This window comes from Chitinophaga sp. GbtcB8 (genome assembly GCF_019091455.1).
GTDB lineage: Bacteria > Bacteroidota > Bacteroidia > Chitinophagales > Chitinophagaceae > Chitinophaga.
Genome location: NZ_JAGXJN010000005.1, coordinates 24,926 through 46,150, shown reverse-complemented (window position 1 = coordinate 46,150; position 21,225 = coordinate 24,926). Strand labels below are relative to the sequence as shown.

The following is a 21,225-nucleotide window of genomic DNA, read 5'->3' as shown; positions in this document are numbered from 1 at the left end:
AAGATTATCTAACTCATGCTTAAACAAAAAAGAACCCTCAGAAAAGCACCTTCCCAGCGCCACTTTCCCTTGTCTTACCAGCAGGAGCGGATATGGTTAATGCTTCAGAGATACCCCGAATCAGCGGCCATGTGGAATATGATCTTTCAGATCAAAATGGAAGAGAATATAGATGCTGAGATCGCGGAAAAGTCCTTCGGGAAACTGATAAAGCGGCATAGATCTTTACAAACAAAGTTCCGGGTGATTGATAGCAGGGTAGTTCAGGTGGTAGAGGATTATCGTAAGCATAATTTGCAGGTAATTGATCTGGACGGACTAAATGAAGCGGATCAGGAAAAACATATTGAAGCAATTATAAACCGGCAGCGGGCACTCATTTTTGATCTGGAAAATGCGCCGTTATGCAGGATGATCCTGATCAGGAGTACAGCACATGAAAGTGTATTGCTTTGCATTATTCATCATATTATTACAGATGCCTACGCTAACAGGATATTTGAAAAAGACTATGTTCAAATTTACAATGCACTTAAAAATAAAACCGGCATTACGCTGCCACCGCTGAAAAGACAGTATCCGGACTATGTTCATTGGCAGCATAGCTACTGGTCGGGAAATATTTCAGATTCACAAAAGTACTGGCTGGATAATTTCTCTGGTGGAGTAGCCGCGATGAACCTGCCTTACAGGCGGCTTGCAGGAAAACGGAAAAGCCTGGAAGGAGATGCAAAATATCTTCATCTTGATGTAGGTACAACTGCACGTATTAAGGCATTTTGCAGCAGCAATAATATACCGGAGTTCAGCTATTTTTTGACAGCCTACGCTATACTGCTGCAGAAATATTCCGGTCAAACCGACCTTGTTATCAGCTCCCCTTTCCGGGGCAGGAACGAATTCCAGGAGCTAAATGATATCGTTGGCCTTTTTGTCAATATTGTGCCATTCAGGATCGATGTTAACGGGGAGCAATCAATACGGCAACTGCTGAAAAGTAATCAGCGGCAGCTATTATTGTCTTACAAGTATCAGAGTTATCCGTTGCAGTTCTTAATGGAGAAAACAAATGCAATAGCAGATCAAAGCAGGAATCCGCTTTTTGATGTATCTATTAATTACCTGGTTGAGGATCAGCGCAGCTATGATGATCTAAGAATAGAAGAAGGACCTGAGCGCAGCGCAAAATATTGTCAGCACGACCTGGATTTGTCTATTCGTAGCCTGCAGCAGGAGATATCAATCCAGTTTACTTATAAGGTACAGCTTTTTACCGGAGCAATGGTCGGGCAGCTTACCCGGCATCTGGAAAACATACTGTATGCCATCCTGGAAGATCCTGACCAGAAAATAATGAATGTAAACTACCTGGGGAAGGAAGAAAGGACGCAGTTGCTGCATACTTTTAACAATACTGCCGAAGCATATCCGCGGGAAAGCTCTTTGGTGGAATTGTTCGAACAACAGGTGAATATTAGCGGGCCGGCGATTGCATTGCTGCATAATGATATCAGCATTACCTATGATCAGCTGAATGAACGTGCTAATCAGATAGCCGCCTATCTGCTGAAACGGGGATTGAAGAGAGATGCCGTTGTAGGGATTTGGGTAGATAGATCCGTGGAGATGATAGCCGGTATCATTGGTATCCTTAAAGCCGGTGGCGTATGCCTGCCAATTGATGTTGTACAACCGCCGGAAAGGGTTGGTCATATGTTGTTGCAAAGTAACGCCCGGCACCTGGTAACGGAACAAAGCCGTTCTGGTTTGATCAAAGCAGATATTGACGTAATAGAGGTGTACGACCGGAAGATACAAAGAGAAAGTAAAGAGAATATAGCACAGGACTTTCCGCATGAGGTGGCCTATATTATTTATACCTCCGGGTCAACCGGTGTACCTAATGGTGTAATGGTCAGCCACAGGTCAGTTATTAATTATATATTTTCCCAAACCCGTACTTACGCAATAAATAAGGATGACCGGATATTTCAGTTTTCCAGTATTGGTTTTGATCCGTCTATCGAACAGATCTGGTTATCATTATTAAATGGAGCTATCCTGGTTTTGGCAGACCGGGAGGTGCTCCTGGATAATGAAAGGTTGAATAATTATATATCTGCCCATAGTATTACTCATTTTCATGCCACACCTTCTTATCTTAATAATATCACCTTCCATAAGCCCAATACTATCAAGCGGATTATTTCAGGCGGGGAGCCCTGTACCGCCGACCTGGCCAGGCGTTTACAGCAGGATTATAAATTTTACAATAAGTATGGCCCTACGGAAACCACTATTTCTTCAACGATCGGGCTGGTGGAAAACCGGGAAGCGGAGGGGGGCAGCATATCCATCGGAAAGCCATTGTCCAACACCTGTGTATATGTTTTGGGAAAATACCTGGAGCTGTTGCCGGTCGGGGTGGCGGGTGAATTGTTTATCGGTGGGGATGGAGTGTCGCAGGGGTATATTAATAATCCGGAGCTTACCTCCCAAAAATTCATCGAAAATCCCTTTTTGCCGGGCACAAAAATGTACAGGACGGGGGACCTGGTGAAATGGCTGCCTGATGGAAGTCTTGAGTTTTTAGGAAGAGCAGATAACCAGGTGAAAATAAGAGGCTTCAGGATCGAATTGGAGGAAGTGGAAAATCGTTTGGCTGAATTGGAAGGGGTGGAGGAGGTGGTAGTAGTGGTCAGAGGTGACCATTTGGATAGGTATCTGTTGACCTATTATGTGGCGGAGAAGGAAATTTCTGCAGCGGAATTCAAAACGCATCTGTCTGAATGGTTTGCCGGTTATATGATTCCGGCGGAGTATTGCCGGATTTCAATGATGCCGCAATCCCCGAGTGGTAAAATAGACAGGAGAGCCCTTGCTGAAATGCATATCGAACGCAGCTTTGAATATGTAGCTCCGGCTGATGGAACGGAGTGTCAGTTAGTGGAGATCTGGTCGGAAATATTGAAGCTGGATAAACAAAAAATAAGTGCACATGTGAGTTTTTTTGAGATAGGCGGTCATTCTCTTAATGCAACAAGACTGGCGCATCGCATTTTCGAAGTTTTCGGCGTAGAAATGCCGTTGGCAGATATTTTTAATTCATCTTCCATTCAGGAAATGTCGGTGGGTATCAAATCGGGGAAGCAGCATAAGAGCGGGGTTGAAAGACATGTTATCCTGTTGAAAGGAGCGGCCACTGATAAGCATCTTTTTATGATACACGATGGATCGGGGGATATTCAGGCTTATGTTGAGTTTTCCAGCATGATCCGGGGATTTAGCTGCCATGGTATCAGGGCTAAGAGAGTGGCTGCACTGGCGCCGGAAGACCTGCGGATGGAAGATGTAGCTGCGGAATACCTGGAGTATTTGCTTAAGGTACAACCCAGGGGCCCCTATTGGCTCGTGGGCTGGAGCCTGGGAGGAATGATCTGCTATGAAGTGGCGCGGCAGCTGGAGGCCCGGGGAGAAATGGTAGAGAAGCTGATAATGCTTGATTCGTATTTGCGTTTTTCTTACCAGGAGCCGGCGATCCATCAACAGTTGTTTTCCCTGCAGGAGGAAAAGGAGTATGTTAATCACCATTTTAAGATCGGAAATGAGCAGCTTCAGCCGATCAATAGTATCCCGGCACTCTGGCAATATTCGGTGACGTTGTTCAGCAAGTGGGAGGAAGAAGGGATGAACGTGAGAGGGTTGGTGCCAGAGCATCTGCATACCATGATACCTCAATTTGACACACTCGGCATAGCGGAGGTGATATCCCATATGAATACGGTCAGGAGTTTTCAATATATGTCGGGAAACTATCGGCCTACGGGATTGTTGCAGGCACAGCTGGTCTATTTTAAAGCAGCAACCTCCCGTTTTGATACAGCCTTTTTATCTAACTGTTTTATTCATAAGGTGATTTGCCATAAGCTGAAAGGCGACCACGTTTCCATTCTCCGGCAGCCATTGCTCCCCGTTCTGGTTAAAAAGATAGAGGCCCTCCTCTGATATGACCCTGGATCCGTTTGAAGTAGAAAACCTTTCGTTCAGTAAATATTCAAAAAATTGTTTTATGGATAAGCTAATGTATCTAAAGCCCAATGTCGTTTTCGAGCCACTGGTAGACAGGTGGTATGCCTGGTCACATTTGATTTCGCCTGCAACCGCTGCTATGAATATTGTGAACAGGCATCTTAAGATCATGTCTTCCTATGTGAGCGCACCTGCCATTCATGCTTCATCTGTAAAAAATCCCAAAATGAGGGGTGGTCCTTTTATTGATCTTAATGGCGAAAGAGTAGATGAGGTTAAACAATTGATCAATGACACCATGCAGTCGCGATCACATATGATTGAACTGGCAAAGTCCATTACAGACCTGGAAAAAATCCTCAAAGAAAAGGGTACCGGTTACTCATTGGAAGCACTTTATCCGGATGTGCCGGAGAACCTCAAAGGCCTGGTAGAGCTGGTATACGATCTGAATAATAACCCCACCTACAGGTTTTATGAATCACTGCTGTACCGCAGCGAATTCTATAATAAGAGTAGCCAAAGCATCGTTTTTTGGCTCACTGCCAACGACGAGCGGCCTTTTGTATTGAGCACCCCGCGCCTGGATAACGAAAACGTTTGCCATGTTCCACTGGCATTCGATAACGGGATCATCGACGATCTTGCAAGAATGAAAAAAACAAAAGGTAATGCTGCTGAAATGATGAGAAGGTTAAACCTGGACGACAAACAGCAGCAGCTTTTTTCTACCTTTTTTACAGAAGAAGAACCTGTCAGATACCAAAAGTATACCGGTGATAAGATCCGGATGAGATACTTCGGGCATGCATGTATCCTGATCGAAACCGCCACCGTAAGCATACTGGTGGACCCGCTGATCAGCTACTACGGCTTTATGTCAGATATTGACAAATTCTCTGATGTAGACCTTCCGGATGAAATTGATTATGTATTGATCACTCACAACCACCAGGATCACATATTGCTGGAAACTTTATTGCCGCTAAGACATAAGATAAAGAACATCGTGGTGCCGGATGGAGGAAACAGATCAATCCAGGACCCAAGATTAAAGATCATGTTCGAAGCCATCGGCTTTAAGAGCGTGCTGGAGATATCAGAGTTTGAACAGATCATAGGGAAGGACTGTACCATCACTGGCGTTCCATTTCTTGGAGAACACTGCGATCTGGATATCATGTCAAAGATGTGTTATCATATTCATTTTGGAAAATTTTCAGTGCTCTTCGTTGCCGACTCCTGTATCAGTGAGCCAATGTTCTATCATAGAATTCATGAATTTACCGGTGATATTGATGTGATCTGTTTTGGAATGGAGTGCGAGGGCGCCGCGCTTTCCTGGTTATACGGTCCACTGCTGACCTATACGCTTGCCAGGGATAAAGATCATTCCAGAAGACTTGCCGGATCTAACTTTGCAAAAGGGAAAGGCTTTGTGGATGTTTTTCATCCAAAAGAAATATATGTATATGCCATGGGCATGGAGCCCTGGGTGGAGTTCATCAGTAGCATCAAGTATACGGAAGAATCCGGCCCCATCGTTGAATCTAATAAGATGCTGTCCTATTGCAGGGAGAAAAATGTAATAGCGGAACGGCTCTTCGGCGAGAAGGAACTATTATATACTAAATAGGTTTTCAATGTTGATTTTACAGGAATATCTCGGCATAAGGATCGCGGAAGTGGAGCGCAAGCTTTTGGTGTTACAGGATCATTGGGATACGGAAATGAAATTTCCGTTCAGCTTGCGAAGATCTTCTTTCCTGGCGTTTATCTATGATGAACGTAAAATGTATCAATCTGTACTAAATGAACTTAAAAAGATCGATGAAATAGTCAACACATGAAGATCATCCGGATCATAATTTCCTGGGGAGGTTTTGGAGATGCTGTCCTGGTTACACCTGCGCTAAGGGCTATTAAAAAGAAAAAACCTGGCAGCTACCTCATTGTATATTGCCCCCATAAGCAAATAGCCCTGTTTAAGCGAAACCCTAATATCGACCTGCTGATCCCGCTTTATTTTTTTAACAAGCCGGTTTTTTCACCTGCTTATATCTTTTTCCCGAAATTTTTCCGGGATAATAATTTATCCAGGTATCCGCTTGAAAAAGTGACGACGGTTTCAGTAAGAACAACACTGGGCGCTTTTTTAGGGGTGCGTGTAACAAACGAACCGTTGGAGATATCCTTGTCAGCAAAGGAAGATGCCTGGGCTGTCCGGCTTTTATCCGGGTATTCCCAAAAGAAGAAGGTCGTCATCCATATCACTTCTGATCACTCTCCAAATAGTCATTGGAAACTGGAAAGATGGAATCAGCTGGTGGCTGCTCATCCGGATATTGATTTTATTCAGCTGGGGTTGGCAAAAGAGGAAGGCGTGACGAATGCCATTGATCTGAGAGGAAAAACCACACTAAGACAGGCCCTGTCAATCATTAAACATGCTGATTCCTTTGTGGGGATAGAATCCTTCTTTGCACATGTAACCAATGCGTTCCAGAAAAGAGGCGTTGTTCTCTTTATGGATGCTACGCCCATGCTCTGGGGACATCAGAACAATATTAATATGTATAAAAAACTCAGCTGCTCGCCATGTTTTGTAACACTGGACGGCTATAAATGCCCGTACGGCCAGGAGTGCGCTGAGCATACGGTGGCGGAAGTATCTGCTGCATTAATCCGACAATTACAGGTGCCACAACCGTAATGTGACTTCATTAAGTATTACTGAACGGCTTCATTAACAGGGAAAATATGAGCGATTTTTCAAACTTCCATCTGTCTGACAGATCGAAAATAATTACGAAGGAGCTACCTGGCCCCATTTCACGGGAACTGCTGGAAGAGCAGTCCAGGCTGGAAGGAAGTATCGTTTCCTATCCAAAAAGTTTTCCGATGGCCATTAACAGAGCGAAGGGCGCCATTATTGAAGATGTAGATGGGAATCACCTGATCGATTTCTTTTCTTCGGCCGGTGTGGTCAATCTTGGCCATTGTAACGAGGAAATACTTGAGTACACCAGCCAGCAGCAATCCCGGCTTATCCATGCGCTCGACTATCCCACAAGGTTAAAGCTGGACGTTATCAAAGACATATTATCGTGTTTGCCGGAAGATATGGCAGACCAGTATAAGGTGAGCTTTGTAGGGCCTACCGGCGCTGACGCTGTTGAGGCAGCGGTAAAACTGGCGAAGATAAAGACCGGCCGTGACAATATTATTGCTTTCAGAGGTGGTTATCACGGGATGACGACTACCGCTCTCGCGCTGACTTCAAATACGAGGTTCCGGTCCAAATTTAAGTCACTTGATGCCAATGTACACTTTATTCCATATGCTTATTGCTATCGGTGTCCCGTTAAAAAAACGCCTGATACCTGCCATACAGATTGCGTTGATTACCTGGGGGAAGTGTTGGAAAATACTTTTTCGGGCATTGTAAAGCCGGCAGCGGTTATCCTGGAACCCATTCAGGGAGAGGGCGGAATCGTAGTTCCTCCGCCGGGATATCTGGAGAAGATCGCGCAGGTGGCCAAAGAGAATGATGTGTTGACAATATTTGATGAAGTACAGGCCGGATTCTTCAGGTCTGGCCGGTTTTTATCCTTTCTCCACTCAGATGCCAGACCTGATATTATTACGATGTCAAAGGGCCTTGGCGGGGTTGGATTTCCGATTGCCGCGATACTGTACAAAAAAGAGATTGAAGCCTGGAGTACCGGTGATCATGTTGGTACATTTCGTGGCAACCAGGTTAGTTTGGCAGGAGCGAAAGGAGCATTCGATTTCGTAAGGAAGCATAACCTCATAGCGCATATCGATAACATAAGCATCCTTTTAAACGGGAAGTTAAAAGCGCTGCAGGATGAATTTGAGGTAATCGGCGACATCAGGGGAAAAGGACTTATGATAGGCGTGGAAATTGTTGATGACCGGCAAACAAAAAAACCGGCGCCGCAGACCGCCAAAAAAATAAGGGATAATTGTTTTCAGCGCGGGCTGATCATAGAGCTGGGCGGTTATCACGACAATGTGCTCAGATTGCTGCCCCCGCTCATCATTACGCCGGATATTCTTACCGATGCAGTTAACATCCTGCATAATTCCCTAAAAGCTATATATGAAAATTAGGTACATTTTTTAAAAAATTCCTATGCACGATTTGTTAACGAAACTCGAAGGGTTCCGGTCATTGATAGGCAACACCCGTATCAAAAAACTGGATGTTGAACATATTGATGTGTATGCAAAGCTGGAATATGAAAACCTTTTCGGCAGTATCAAGGACAGGGCGGCATTCTATATAATAGCAGAGGCTATCCGCAATGGGCAGCTTACCGCCGGTAACTTTGTTGTGGAATCCAGTTCAGGGAACTTTGCTATTGCACTGATGGGCATCTGCAATGCCCTGGATATCGGCTTTATGCCAGTGATAGATCCCAATATTAATGAGGATTATGAGAAAATACTCCGTTTAGGCTGCGATGTTGTGAAAGTAACTGAGACAGACGAAACAGGAGGATATTTATTAACCAGGATCAAGAAGGTAAAGGAAATAGTCAGAGAGCATAAAAATGCTTTCTGGACTAATCAATATGCTAATGTAAATAATTATCTGAGCTACTATCACAGCATAGGGGCGGAGCTGGGAGCATCTTTTGAAAAGCTGGATTATGTTTTTGCAGCCGTAAGCTCCGGGGGTACCATTACAGGGCTATCGCTGCGGTTAAGGGAATTTTTTCCGGGTATAAAAGTGGTCGCTGTAGACATAGAAGGATCGCTGGTTTTTAGTGATACACCTCAGAAAAGATATATTTCAGGTATAGGCGCCAGCAAAAGATCCGACTTTTTGCAGCATGCGAAAATTGATGATGTGGTACACGTTTCACATAGAAATATTATCCGGGGTTGCAGAGAGCTGCTCAAAGAACAGTCGATTTTTGCGGGCGGTTCTTCGGGAGCATGTTATCATGCGGTCAAAACTTATTTTTCCGGCCACCGGTTTTCCGGAATAAAGCCGGTAGCCGCTTTTATTTGCCCCGATAAAGGAAATGCTTATCTGAATAACATTTTTAATGATGCATGGGCAGAAAAGATCACTGCCCTGGCGGAAAGAGAAATAAGCATCGGGAAAACCTATTGAAAAGATTTGAACATACCGTTCCGAAGCAGTGGATTAGGGACAAGTAGCGTAATAGCCGCAACAAAATTGCGGCTATTACCTTTTTATTTTATCTATTTTGTTTTTGAGGTAGTTCAAATGACCCTTTGCTTCCAGGAAGCATCTGCAGCACCCGAAGGAGGGACTGAAAACTACTTTTTTAGAATGCTGTTAACTGCTTTACCCAAAAACTTATATTATGCAGATGAGCAAGTTTCCCGAAGGGTGGTATGTAATTTACACCAGGTCCCGTCATGAGAAAAAGGTGCATGACCGGCTCGGTGAGATGGAGATCCCTTCCTTTCTGCCGACTCAAAAACTATTGAAGCAATGGAACGACCGGAAAAAATTTGTACATGAGCCCCTGTTCCCTTCTTACGTTTTTATTTATCTGAAAAGCGTTGAAAATTATTATAAAGGGATGGACATAGCAGGTGCGCTCTACTATGTGAAGGCAGGAAAACAAATTGCCTCAGTCAGCGAAACGGTAATTAATAATATTAAATTAGTTACCTCTCAGCCAGTTGATATTGAGATATCCGAAAGCCACTTCCAGCCCGGACAGAAGCTTGTTATTAACCGGGGAGTGATGATCGGATTATCCTGTGAGGTGATCCAGTTCAGAAACCACCAGAAACTGCTTGTCCGTGTTGACTTGCTGAAAAGGAACCTGTTATTGACATTGCCGGCAGAATATCTGATGGCTATATAACTAAACTGGTTGGCGGATCAACCATTTTCAAAGATGTATAAATACTTGATTTCGCAATTCAGGGATTTTTCAGTCCTGGTAATCGGAGACCTTATACTGGATATATACCTGCAAGGCGCCAGCACCCGTTTAACGCGGGAAGGTCCGGTACCCATAGTGGATATTCAGAATAGGGCAGTAGTATTGGGGGGAAGCGCCAATGCGGCTACTAACGTGAAAAAACTGGGGGCCCGGGTCACTTTCTGTAGCCTGACCGGTAAGGATGAGAATGGAGATATGGCTATCAGCTTGCTAAAGAACCTGGATATCAACAGCCTGGTTTTACAGGATGTCAACAGAACAACCATCGTTAAAACCAGGGTGGTCTCCGGCAATCAGCTGCTCCTGCGTTATGACGTCGGTTCAGAACAATGTATTCCACCGGAGCTGGAAGAATCCTTTATTGAATTATTGCGTCAGCAGTATCCAAAGCACGATGCCATCATTATAACCGACTATAACAAAGGACTGATAACTCCGGCTGTTCTTGATGTGCTGGAAGCGCTGCAAAATGAGGAGCGCAAATTACTGGCGGTGGATTCAAAAAGATTACCATATTTCAGAAGACTTTCTCCTTCGCTCGTAAAGCCTAATTATGAAGAGGTGGTTCATCTGTTGAATCTGGATATAAAACGTCTTAACAATCTTAACAGGACACAACAGATCAATCAGCTGGGAACAGAGTTGTTTAACCGCACCGGTGCTGCTATCTCTGCGGTTACACTTGATAGCGAAGGAGCTACGATATTCTCCGGTACCGAATTATGTTATCGCTGTTATGGACATCAGGTGGCGGTTCCTCAGGTGGCGGGAGCCGGGGATACGTATATCAGTGCATTCACCCTGTCACTATTGGCCGGCGCTAAAATATCAGAAGCTGCTGAAATTTCAGCTGCTGCTGCTGCTGTTGCCATTAGCAAGAATATTACAGCCAGTTGTACTTACCAGGAACTGGATGCCTACCTGTCTACTAACGAAAAGTATATCGCAGACCTGGAGCAATTGGAGCATTTGGTTGCGATGTATAGGGCGCAGGGGAAAAAAGTAGTGTTTACAAATGGTTGTTTTGACATTTTACATAGCGGACATGTAATTTATCTGAACCGGGCCAGAGAATTAGGGCACGTGTTGATCGTAGGAATTAATACGGATGAAAGTATAAAAAGACTAAAAGGCAGCAACCGCCCGATCAATGGCTTAAATGACCGGATAGCTGTGCTGGCAGGCCTGGGGGCAGTCAATCATATTGTATCCTTTGGCAGGGAAGAAGATGATACCGCCAGATCACTGATACAACTTATACGGCCAGACGTTTTTGCGAAAGGTGCTGACTATACAAAAGAAAGTTTACCGGAGGCGGCACTACTGGAGCAGCTTGGTGGGGAAGTAACACTGCTTCCTTTGCTGCCAGACCGATCCACCACGCTTATTCTGGATCGCATTCATAATAAATATGTATAGGTACGATCTTAATCTCCCCATTTAGATGTTATTCCTATGCTATCCACATAAAAGAAATAAAATGATCTATTTAAATGAAAAAGACCTGCGGGAAATAGGCGTTAACTGGAACCAGCTAATAGATGAAATAAGTGGGGCTGTAGCTGTTTTATCAGATAACAATTATGCACAACCGATAAAGCCTTACCTGAGGTATAATAACCCGGTAAACAGAATAATTGCCATGCCTGCTTATATTGGTGGAAAAAATGCTGCTGCCGGCATTAAATGGATTGCCAGTTTTCCGGATAATATACATCATGGCTTGCAAAGGGCGCACGCAGTAAGCATATTGAACGAAGTGGATACCGGTATACCACTCTGTATTATCAACACCAACCTGATTAGTGCAATAAGAACATCTGCTGTATCAGCAACGATCGTGCACCACTTTTTGAAAAATAGAAAAGATCAGGATAAACTTAACGTTGGAATCGTTGGTTTTGGACCAATCGGGCAGCTTCATCAACAAATGATTTCCGATATATTAGGGAGCCGGATGGGTACCTGCTTTATTTATGACATAAAGGAAGTTGATACTATAATAAAAGACAAAATGCCTGATAATGTAAGGTTTGAAACTTCCCTCGACTTCTTTGGTAATGTAGATATTTTTATTACCTGCACGGTTAGTAGTGAGCGGTATATCAATGAGACGCCCAAAAAGGGATCGTTACATTTGAATGTGTCTTTGCGGGATTATTTGCCTGAATTCATTCAATATGTGGATTGCTTAATTGTAGATGATTGGAAAGAAGTGTGTAGGGAAAATACAGATATTGAAGTAATGTATAAGCAAGGTCTTATTTCACAGGAGGATACGCACACCATTCAGGATGTTGTTTGCAGGGATTTATTAAGTAGTATAGATACAGCGGCCGTTATTATGTTTAATCCTATGGGTATGGCGGTATTTGATGTTGCGATTGGCGCATATTACTACCGCCGGGCTTTGGCACAAAAACAGGGAACAATGCTGGACTGATGGGAGTCAAGGAAAACATCACAAGGCGTGATGGAAATAGCAGGCAAAAAAAGCCCACCTGGAGTGCGCTCTTTTTTTAACGGTGATACCCCCCGGGCTAATCGCGTTTTAGTACTTCCCTCACTTCAATACATCCTCCAATTTTAAAGATCGGGTTCTCTTTAGCCATTGCCACTGCTTCATCTATATCTGCTGCTTTAACAATTATATAACCAGCAATAAACTCTTTGATCTCCGTATAAGGCCCGTCAGTGACGACATCATCAGCCCTCACTGTTTTTGCGCTTCCGGGAGTTGGCAGCAGTGTGTTTCCCTTATCGACTAATTTATTCTGAGCAGCAATACCTTCTAACCATCTCATACGTTCCTGGATCTGTTCAGGAGTTGGTTTAAAATCAGCGATGTCGTTTAATCTGAATATTAATGTAAACTCTTTCATGGTCTGATATTTTACAAATTCTCTAGGATCTTTTTATAGTCTGCCTGGAACCCGGGCATTGCAGTTCCTTCTACCCTGAATGTATGAATTTCTGTGATGCCTACATATGCATTAAACACGGCATACCGGCTGGGGTTTGATGATCCCTCATACTTTGTGAAATACTTTAAAAAACATACAAAGATATCCCCGTCTGAATTCAGGAGATCTATATCCTGATTGCTATTTGCCGAACAGCTGGATATTGCTTCGTGGCTCCACATACCGGGATCCGGGTAATCCAAGAGAGTATACCAAACAATAGATTGCATATATTTAATAAAACAGGGTGTATCAAAAGTACTTTGATACACCCTGTTTTTATTTTATGCTAAGATTATTTTAAAGCATCGCTTTTGAAAAATGCATTCACTTCCTTCACCCATAATTCCGGTGCTTCCAGTGCAGCAAAGTGACCGCCTTTTTCCATGGCGCTGAACCGTTTTACATTGGTCTTTCTTTGCGCCCATTCTTTGGGTGTTGGAGCATCGCCGGGAAATACTGCCACGCCGGTGGGTGTATTCACCTTTTGGCCGGAAGCCAGCTGTTGAAAGGCGCCTACGGCATAGGTACGCATGGAGGAGTTGATCGTTTGGCTAACCCAGTAGATCATGATATTGGTGAGCAGCTCGTCTTTTGTGAAATGGTCCTCAATAGTGCCACCCGGTGTGCCCCAGGTGCTGAACTTTTCAATGATCCAGGATGCAAGACCTGTAGGGGAATCATTTAAGCCATAGGCCTGCGTTTGCGGCTTGGTAGCGTGTAGCATGGCATAGGCTCCTTCCTGGTACCACCATTGCTGGATAACCTGCCCGAATTCCTGTTCGGCTTTAGACATCGTACTCCAATCCTCCGATCCGTTAGGGTACCCCACATCTGTGAGATGGATGGCTAATACATTCTCCGGGTAAAGATTGGCCAGTGATCTGGTGATGTTGCTGCCCACGTCTCCGCCGGCAGCAAAGAAAGTTTTGTAGCCAAGTACATCCTTCATCAGGGTGGCGAAAACTTTTGCGGTACCGTCGTCTGTCAGGGCTACGCGGCTGGTGAAACCGAAACCGGGAATGGAAGGGATCACCAGGTCGTAGTCGTCTGTTAACAGGGGAATTACTTTGTAAAAGCGATAGAAACAATCGGGCCATCCGTGTGAAAGCAGCAGGGGTTTGGCATTCGGATTTTTACTTTTGATGTGCAGGAAATGAATAGTGAGGCTGTCTATTTCAACGGTGAACTGCGGGAATTGATTAAGCGCAGCTTCCTGCTTGTGCCAGTCATAACCATTTTGCCAGTAGGCAACAAGGCTTTGGAGGAATACGGGATCAGTACCGTATTTCCAGCCAATGTTTTCGGGGGCATCGGGCCAGCGGGTCTGCCGGAGGCGGTTCTGAAGATCGTCCAGTACAGTTTGAGGTACATTGATCCTGAAAGGTTTTACAGTGAACATGTTGTCTTTTTTTGTTTGTGCATTTATGGTTACGGCTATAAAAATGGCGGTTAGCAAAAGGAGATGCTGTTTCATGCGTTTGTGTTTGTTAAAGCAAATTTCAATATAGGTTAAGACAACAGTGTGTCAGCAGGGAAACGGCTTTAAAAAAAAAGGGGCATTTCTATTCGGCAGCATATTCCTTCAATATTTTACTGCTGATCCATTTAACATCGGATTCACTGCTAAAGAAAAAGTATTTTCCATCCGGTGATAGATTCGGGCAATACTCATAGGTCTTTGTATTGATCCGTTCACCCATATTTCTGGGCAGCAGCCATTGACCGTTCTTTGAAAAAGTGATATACAGGTCGGCTTCTCCCAGTCCGCCGGGCCTGCCTGACGTAAAAACCAGCCAGCTTTCATCAGGGGCTATCAGCGGGTCATGTTCGTCAGCGCTGGAATTAATGGTGGGGCCCAGATTCACTGGTTTTTCATATTGTCCGGCTGTTTTCCTGCTCATATACAGGTCCAGGTTACCATCGCGGTAGGATGCAAAGTAGATATTGCCATTATTGGAAAGGGAAACATAATATTCCGTGCTGTCACTATTGACCTGATCAAGGCGTTCAGGTTTACCATTCTTAGGCAATCTGTAAATATCATAATCATCGGTACTATCGCTTAAGTCTTTCGGTCTGTTGGAAATGAAATAAAGATCTCCCTCCTGTGAAAAGAAGGGGTCTGCGTTGGAGTAGGTGGTATCAAACAAAGGGGAGGGGATGGGGGCCGTCCAGGCCTTGCCGTTATATTTACTCTCAAGAATAATATACTTCCTGTTGTGTGATCTTGAAAAATAAAAAGTTTTGCCGTCCGGTGAAAAGGCTGCGTTGAAATCAAGCGTATCAATGGAAACAATGCCCGGTAAGAACACCTGCGCTATGGTATCTGGTTCGGGAGCGGGATACATGGTGGATGAGGATCCGTTATTGGAGCAGGATACCAGGCAGCAATAGGTTAATGCAGGCAAAAAGCAATTTTTTATCATAACGGTTTTTTCTCGTGCATAATATAGGTGTTCACTGCCTTTACATGGCAATGTTATCGTAACATGGTTCCGGTTAAACTACACAAGGCCGGGTAAGTGCCTGATGATGATTGCTACAGCATCTGAAACGGCGGTTAAGCCGTATGCTAAGAACCCCCTGGCGGGGATTGTTAGCGGAAGATAGTAAACAGTCCGGCTTTGTCAAAATTTTTTTGAAGCGGGACATGGTAAGATGAAGGAGATCCATAACCGGTATTGCCGGCAGGCTACAGGATATGGATCTCTCCCTATCCTATGCCGGTTTATTAAAAGCATACCTGGTATATACATAGCCAAGGGCATCGGCTTGTACTACGTACCATTTCTTATCATCGTTCAGTATCAGCTCATATGTAACGCCGTTTCCATTGGTTAACTCCACCACACCCACAATCTGTTTGCCTTTATACTTTTTCTTCACTGCCAGCAGTGGTTTTAAAGGCAATTCGTTTTCCCGGAGGTATTTTAATGAATAAACAAATGCGCCCTCTCTATTGTACCATATTTTGCACTGGTTTTCATTCAGTGTAAAGGAAACTACATTATATTCATGGTCTTCCGTCCATCTCACATACCTGGCATCCGGAAATGTGTGGTTAAATACCCGGATCAGCTCCTCGCTGGCTGCTGCTGTTACACGGGATAGCGAAAAGATGGCTAGTGCTGCTACCAGGAGCAGCTTCTTTGAATGATTAAAAAAGTTCGGTTTCATGTTTGGCGGTTTAATTTGTGATCTATGCTGTAAAAGTAGGACTGTTGGGACACTTAAAATTGTACAAAACGGAACACCGGCAGGAAAGTTTGCTTTTCCCCTAACTTTTAATACCGGGATGCAACGTCATGACATAAGTTTTATACATTAGCAACCAATACATCTATTATATGCCAATCCAAAAAATAAAGGCAGGCCCCAAATGGTATGCTACGTTAGCCCGGGTCCTTTTTTTCTATATCTGCAGCGTAATCGTATTCGCCTTCTCCGCAGGGATAACAAAAGGCATCTCAGCTCAAATAGCTGACCATACCTCTATGCTGCTATCAACAGCTTTGACCTTTGCACTGGTTTTTGTGTTTAGCCTGGAATATGGGGAGCCATAACTGAAAAAGGATATGAATCGCAAGTGCAAACCGTGAGATTAGCCGCTTTTGTATTTGTTATGGTTGTGGCGATAGGAGGGATCTGTTTTTTCTACAGAAAAGAAAAGCCGTAAGAGTATTCCCGGCTTCCCCTTGCCACCTGCAGCCGCAGCGCTAGGAATTTCCACTTAAATTGCCGCGGTAATTTAAAAGACGAAAAGCTGCCTCATTTATGTGTGGGGCAGCTTTTTTTTGGAATGGTGTGAAGGCCTGAGTATGCTTAGGATCTTTTTTTGAAAGTGCTATCTAATTTGATCGCTTCTTTTAAAAGATTTTTTATTGGCGTATCATCAATTTCCTCCGGCGTATCGTAGATCTTATAAAAAATCTGCTTGTTAGTTCCATGAGACAGAAAGCGGTCAGGGTCATTTAATTGGTGCCCATACCAAAAACCTAAAAGAACTCCTTTTTTGATACCTCCCCTCGGAACAGTTGAAGGCCAGATAATACATATACCTTTGTTGCCATAGAAAAATGGAACGTTGTATGATATCTTCTCTTTGCAATATTCAGGAAGAGCTTCGATTATTATCTGCCGCAAAACATCTACAATTATTCTTTCATCTTCAGGAAGAATACTAAATAGCTCAACAAGGTTTCTAATTTTCATCGGAGTTCAAATAGCTTTTTAAATCCAAAGAATCGCAAGGGCAGGGCCCTTCGGTGTCAGTACTGTTATTGGCTAAATTAAGAAAACCAATAATGAGATAAAAGAATGCTTGTTCAAACTTAAACGAATTAAGAGCTGCTTTTGTCCACGGTTTCGGCTGTGACTTTTAAACAGATCGTCAAAATTCATTTTTGTACATAAGCTTTCCATCCAGGCTGTATAATTCTACTCTATCCACTTCACATAACCCGTTTGAAATATAGCCAAGCCCAGCCAGGTATTTGGTATTTGTGGTATATCGTGTTGAAAAAACTTCTTTGCCATTTATTTTCACGACAGCCACTTTATTTTTTACTGTTATTTCTATATCTGTCCACTGGCTTACGTCAAAAGTTATGGGAAGTAAATCATTATCAATCCCTTTTTTAAATTGTTCACCGAATATTATGAACGCTTCATGTGCACATCCTTTTGTTGTACATCTCATATTTATAAACCAGCGTTGACAATATAGCTCTATTTCAATGTACGGGCATAAGCTATTTCGTACTTCCTGCATTCTTACCCTGGTTTTATATTGAAAATTATCAGCGGGTATATTCATCTGGCTGGGAAAGTAGACGTAATGATACCGTTTGTCTTTGCTGACTTCAATATTATTTTTCTGTAATTGTTGTATGCTCAGGCCAAGGCTGCCATTATTATTGAACGTATCCACTTTAATATACTGCGTGCTGTAGTTGGCTATATTGTCAATTGCATAAAAAAACCAGCGGTCTGTAGGAATACTTACATCTGCTGTTTTGATGACAGAATCATTAGCTATGAGCTTTGCAATATGATAACCAGGTTCGTAGTATATATCTGTTAGTGTGTAGTTGTTTTTGTAAATCCTTATCCTGCGATTTTTATCCCAGGATTGCTGAATGAAAAAACTATCAGCCTGCACTTCATCAATATTATAGCTAAAAACCACAGAATTCGGAAGATCGTTCGGGGTGGTCTTCCGGAATGAAAAAGATGCCTTTTCTGCATGGTTCACTGTTCCTTTTGTTGGGCGGAAAAAATAAAGGCTTCCCAGGATGATGATAACAACCGGTATAGACAAATATTTTATACTAAACCTCCTCCTTAGTTTTTTTGTTGATTCCTTTTCGGGCTCTTCTTCGATCTTGCTGGCTTTAAAATCCTGCCAGGTCTTATAATTATAGTAATTGGCAATCGCATTTAAGGTGGCTATTTGCGGCAAACGTGTGAATTCACCATGAGCAAGCCGTTTTATGGTGGTTCCACTTATCAGAATACCGGACTTTTGTTGTAGCTGCTCCCCAATATGATCAAAGTCGCGTTGGGTCATCCTGGTGAGATCACTATACCCATTTTTGTTAAAGATCTCTATTATACTGGTTTTTACTAAGGCCTGTTCATTCATAAAGCAATCTTAATACGGTCAAATTTAGTTAATGTAAATGGCCCCGATAAAATGAACCCTCCATTCTTATCAAGCTGCCTAAAATTCCCTGAGGGCAGGTATTTGTTCGGTTTTGGGGGCTTTTGCCAGGCTTTTGGTAATGAGCTTTTATGTCCGGTCATTTACTTGCATAACATTTCAATGATGGCTTAATTATAAATAAGTATAACATGAAAGGATTAGATCTGGTTGTTAACGTTAAACAATTTACAATGGATAAACCAGCTTCAACTTCAAAATTTCTGCGGGCGCTAACGATGGCGGTTCTGGTCTTTTATGGAAGTAGTTTGCCGGCAGCTGCGCAAATCATGACACCCGCCTGGAGCGCGCCGGCATCGACGATCGTGGTAGCTGAGGAAAGGGAATTTCAGAACGGTGACGTTCATCTTTCTGGCACGCTTTACCTGCCGGGCGGCCCGAAACCCTTTCCCGCTGTTATTGCACTACATTCCGCCTCGTCAGCGACACGGGATCTTCCACTCTATCAACATTTAAAAGATCTGCTGCCTGCCCTGGGTTATGCGGTGTTCATCTATGACAGGCGTGGTAGCGGCAAATCGTCCGGTAAACGCGCCGGTACGGATTTCAATACGCTGGCGGATGATGGTCTGGCCGCATTGCGGATGCTTGCCACTGACAAGCGGATCAATGCACAAAAGATCGGTTTTTGGGGATTGAGCCAGGGAGGCTGGCTTTCAGTGCTCGCCGCATCCCGCTCACAGCAGGTGGCCTTCGCCATATCTATATCCGCTCCCCTGACAACGCCGGATGTGCAAATGAATTTTGCGGTGGGAAACATTCTACGCGTTAAAGGTTTCCGCGATGAAGATATCAGGGCAGCAATCAGGACACGAACAGCTGTTGACGATTTTATGCGTGGGAGAGGAGATCGGCCCGCTGTGGAACAAATGCTGGCTGATGCTGTTAAAAGACCCTGGTTTAAATATTGCTATATTTCGCCAATGCTGGACAATCCTGCTCATTCTCAGTGGGCGAAGGAGATTGCGCTCGATCCAATCACAACGCTTAACCGGGTCCGTTGTCCCGTACTCATATTATTTGGAGCAGATGATCCCTGGGTGCCAGTCAGGATCTCTGCAGAACTTCTCAGCAAAATGGCCGACAAAAAAACAAACCTGAGCTATGCCGTTATTGCCGGAGCAAATCACGAGATGGCAACCACCGTGGCTCCTGAGAAAGAGCTGGACCCTTCCAATGCGACCGCGTTTGCACCAGATTCTCCGTCATACTTCGGTATCCTGGCAAAATGGTTAGGTCAACCTGGCCAGCGTTCAAAGCTTCGCTGAAGGAAGTTTTAGGCTCTGATAACCCCAAAATCCCGCCCAGCACATATTTATCCGGTTTTGGGGGCTTTTGCTGAGTTTTTGACAATGAATTATTATGCTCCATAGTTTACTTGCATGACATTTTTAATTGAGAACAAAAAGATCTTATATGAATATATGGATGACCGTAGGCCGCATATTTTTTGCAATTGGAATAGCAGGCATAGGAGTGCTACATTTTTTTTATCCGGGAATCAGGCCAATTATAATACCTGGATTGACAGGTTTGAATTTATCTGTTATCGCTTATTTGATAGGTGTGTTGCTAATTGGTGCAGGAGTTTTAATTGCCATTGGTAAAAAGTATAATAACCTCTCACTGTTAATGGGGATCCTGTTTTTTTTACTGTTCCTGTTTGGGCATTTGCCCAGGGTTTTATCAACAGGTTCTCTTAGTGATTATTGGGTGAATCTGAATAAGATTTTAGCATTGTCCGGGGGATTCCTGGTAGTCTCAACGATTAATCCACCAAAACCGGGACATAGCTTAATGGAACTGGTTGCCAGAACAGGCTCTTTGGGTAAGTACTTATTTGCAATCATGTTATTCAATTTCGGCATTGGCCATTTCATTAGTTTGGAAGGAGTCAGCCATTTAGTGCCAAAGTATATTCCTTTTCCTCAATTCTGGACTTTCCTGGGCGGTGTTACACTCGTAGGGTCAGCGATAAGTATTTTTACTAACTATAAAGTAAAACTGATTTTGCTGCTGCTTGGGTTAAATTTATTTATCTGGTTACTGTTGCTACACCTTTATTACGCCATTAACTTTCCGCAGTGGCAGGAAGGTGAAAATTTTATTGGTTTCCTGACCTGTTTAGCTTTTTGTGGTACTGCTTTGATGATATCCCGGAAAGCATCGGAAAAATAGCAGGTACAATTGGGATTTGGTTTAAGTGGCGGTAGGAGAAGTGTTGGAGTTATTTATACAATTATGAATTGTATTTCTGATTGCTAAGAATTTTTTGTTACCATTCAGCTAAAACGGCTCGCATTGGGTACAGTCTGGAAAAACGCTTTAGAATTATAATCGTAACAAAAGATAAAAGCGGATCGCCATTCCTAGCGATCCGCTGTGTTTTTAAACAAGTCACTTAAGGTAGTGGCAAAATCATAACGGGCAATGAAGATCCAAAAGCAAAGAATCTGCTCCTGCCCATTTTGATCTTTTCGCTGAAACCTGCACCAAAAAAAGGTTTGCATCGGAATAACGGCCCCGGTCATTCCGTCATGGGTCCGCT

17 protein-coding genes are annotated in these 21,225 nt (G+C 43.6%); 11 read left to right on the top strand and 6 right to left on the bottom strand.

Annotation, left to right across the window (positions count from 1 at the left end; translation table 11 throughout):
* Positions 1–15 precede the first annotated feature (15 nt).
* The 8 genes from KVT36_RS07855 to KVT36_RS07820 all read left to right on the top strand — a co-directional run bounded on the left by KVT36_RS07855 (position 16) and on the right by KVT36_RS07820 (position 12,432).
* Complete coding sequence (locus tag KVT36_RS07855) at positions 16–4,005, top strand: amino acid adenylation domain-containing protein (protein ID WP_217602938.1); 3,990 nt, start codon at positions 16–18, stop codon at positions 4,003–4,005.
* A 64-nt stretch (positions 4,006–4,069) separates the two neighbouring features.
* Positions 4,070–5,665, top strand: coding sequence for an MBL fold metallo-hydrolase (locus tag KVT36_RS07850; RefSeq protein ID WP_217602937.1), 1,596 nt, complete (start codon positions 4,070–4,072; stop codon positions 5,663–5,665).
* A 210-nt stretch (positions 5,666–5,875) separates the two neighbouring features.
* Entirely contained in the window at positions 5,876–6,742 is an 867-nt protein-coding gene (locus KVT36_RS07845; RefSeq protein ID WP_217602936.1) for a glycosyltransferase family 9 protein, read from the top strand.
* A 47-nt stretch (positions 6,743–6,789) separates the two neighbouring features.
* Positions 6,790–8,166 carry an aspartate aminotransferase family protein gene (locus KVT36_RS07840; protein ID WP_217602935.1) on the top strand — a complete coding sequence of 459 codons (1,377 nt, stop codon included), beginning with the start codon at positions 6,790–6,792 and terminating at the stop codon, positions 8,164–8,166.
* A 22-nt stretch (positions 8,167–8,188) separates the two neighbouring features.
* Complete coding sequence (locus tag KVT36_RS07835; protein ID WP_217602934.1) at positions 8,189–9,178, top strand: pyridoxal-phosphate dependent enzyme; 990 nt, start codon at positions 8,189–8,191, stop codon at positions 9,176–9,178.
* A 217-nt stretch (positions 9,179–9,395) separates the two neighbouring features.
* On the top strand, positions 9,396–9,908 hold the full coding sequence (locus KVT36_RS07830; protein ID WP_254639900.1) for a UpxY family transcription antiterminator: 513 nt from the start codon (positions 9,396–9,398) through the stop codon (positions 9,906–9,908).
* A gap of 9 nt (positions 9,909–9,917) precedes the next feature.
* Positions 9,918–11,408: a PfkB family carbohydrate kinase gene (locus tag KVT36_RS07825; RefSeq protein ID WP_217602933.1), complete on the top strand. Its 1,491-nt coding sequence runs from the start codon at positions 9,918–9,920 to the stop codon at positions 11,406–11,408.
* Positions 11,409–11,469: 61 nt separating this feature from the next.
* On the top strand, positions 11,470–12,432 hold the full coding sequence (locus KVT36_RS07820; protein ID WP_217602932.1) for a 2,3-diaminopropionate biosynthesis protein SbnB: 963 nt from the start codon (positions 11,470–11,472) through the stop codon (positions 12,430–12,432).
* A gap of 97 nt (positions 12,433–12,529) precedes the next feature.
* Here the strand turns inward: KVT36_RS07820 and KVT36_RS07815 are convergent, their stop codons facing one another.
* Positions 12,530–12,871 (bottom strand): YciI family protein, encoded by a 342-nt coding sequence (locus KVT36_RS07815; RefSeq protein WP_217602931.1) that lies wholly within the window; start codon positions 12,869–12,871, stop codon positions 12,530–12,532.
* Positions 12,872–12,967: 96 nt separating this feature from the next.
* On the opposite strand from KVT36_RS07815, the gene KVT36_RS07810 reads away from it, so the two are divergent.
* On the top strand, positions 12,968–13,090 hold the full coding sequence (locus KVT36_RS07810) for an AraC family transcriptional regulator (RefSeq protein WP_254639899.1): 123 nt from the start codon (positions 12,968–12,970) through the stop codon (positions 13,088–13,090).
* Positions 13,091–13,247: 157 nt separating this feature from the next.
* Here KVT36_RS07810 and KVT36_RS07805 read toward each other — a convergent pair whose 3' ends face one another.
* The 5 genes from KVT36_RS07805 to KVT36_RS07785 form a co-directional block, all read right to left on the bottom strand.
* Positions 13,248–14,429, bottom strand: coding sequence for an epoxide hydrolase family protein (locus KVT36_RS07805; RefSeq protein ID WP_254639898.1), 1,182 nt, complete (start codon positions 14,427–14,429; stop codon positions 13,248–13,250).
* Positions 14,430–14,517: 88 nt separating this feature from the next.
* Entirely contained in the window at positions 14,518–15,363 is an 846-nt protein-coding gene (locus tag KVT36_RS07800; RefSeq protein ID WP_217602930.1) for a hypothetical protein, read from the bottom strand.
* A gap of 310 nt (positions 15,364–15,673) precedes the next feature.
* Entirely contained in the window at positions 15,674–16,132 is a 459-nt protein-coding gene (locus tag KVT36_RS07795; RefSeq protein ID WP_217602929.1) for a hypothetical protein, read from the bottom strand.
* A gap of 645 nt (positions 16,133–16,777) precedes the next feature.
* On the bottom strand, positions 16,778–17,167 hold the full coding sequence (locus KVT36_RS07790; protein ID WP_217602928.1) for a DUF1801 domain-containing protein: 390 nt from the start codon (positions 17,165–17,167) through the stop codon (positions 16,778–16,780).
* 178 nt (positions 17,168–17,345) lie between these two features.
* Positions 17,346–18,599, bottom strand: coding sequence for a hypothetical protein (locus tag KVT36_RS07785; RefSeq protein ID WP_217602927.1), 1,254 nt, complete (start codon positions 18,597–18,599; stop codon positions 17,346–17,348).
* Positions 18,600–18,808: 209 nt separating this feature from the next.
* Here KVT36_RS07785 and KVT36_RS07780 point away from each other — a divergent pair, with 209 nt between their 5' ends.
* Together KVT36_RS07780 and KVT36_RS07775 are read left to right on the top strand one after the other, a co-directional pair.
* A complete protein-coding gene (locus KVT36_RS07780; RefSeq protein ID WP_217602926.1) occupies positions 18,809–19,945 on the top strand; it encodes a S9 family peptidase in 1,137 nt (378 codons plus the stop codon).
* Between the two features lie 148 nt (positions 19,946–20,093).
* Positions 20,094–20,855, top strand: coding sequence for a hypothetical protein (locus KVT36_RS07775; protein ID WP_217602925.1), 762 nt, complete (start codon positions 20,094–20,096; stop codon positions 20,853–20,855).
* Positions 20,856–21,225: the final 370 nt, after the last annotated feature.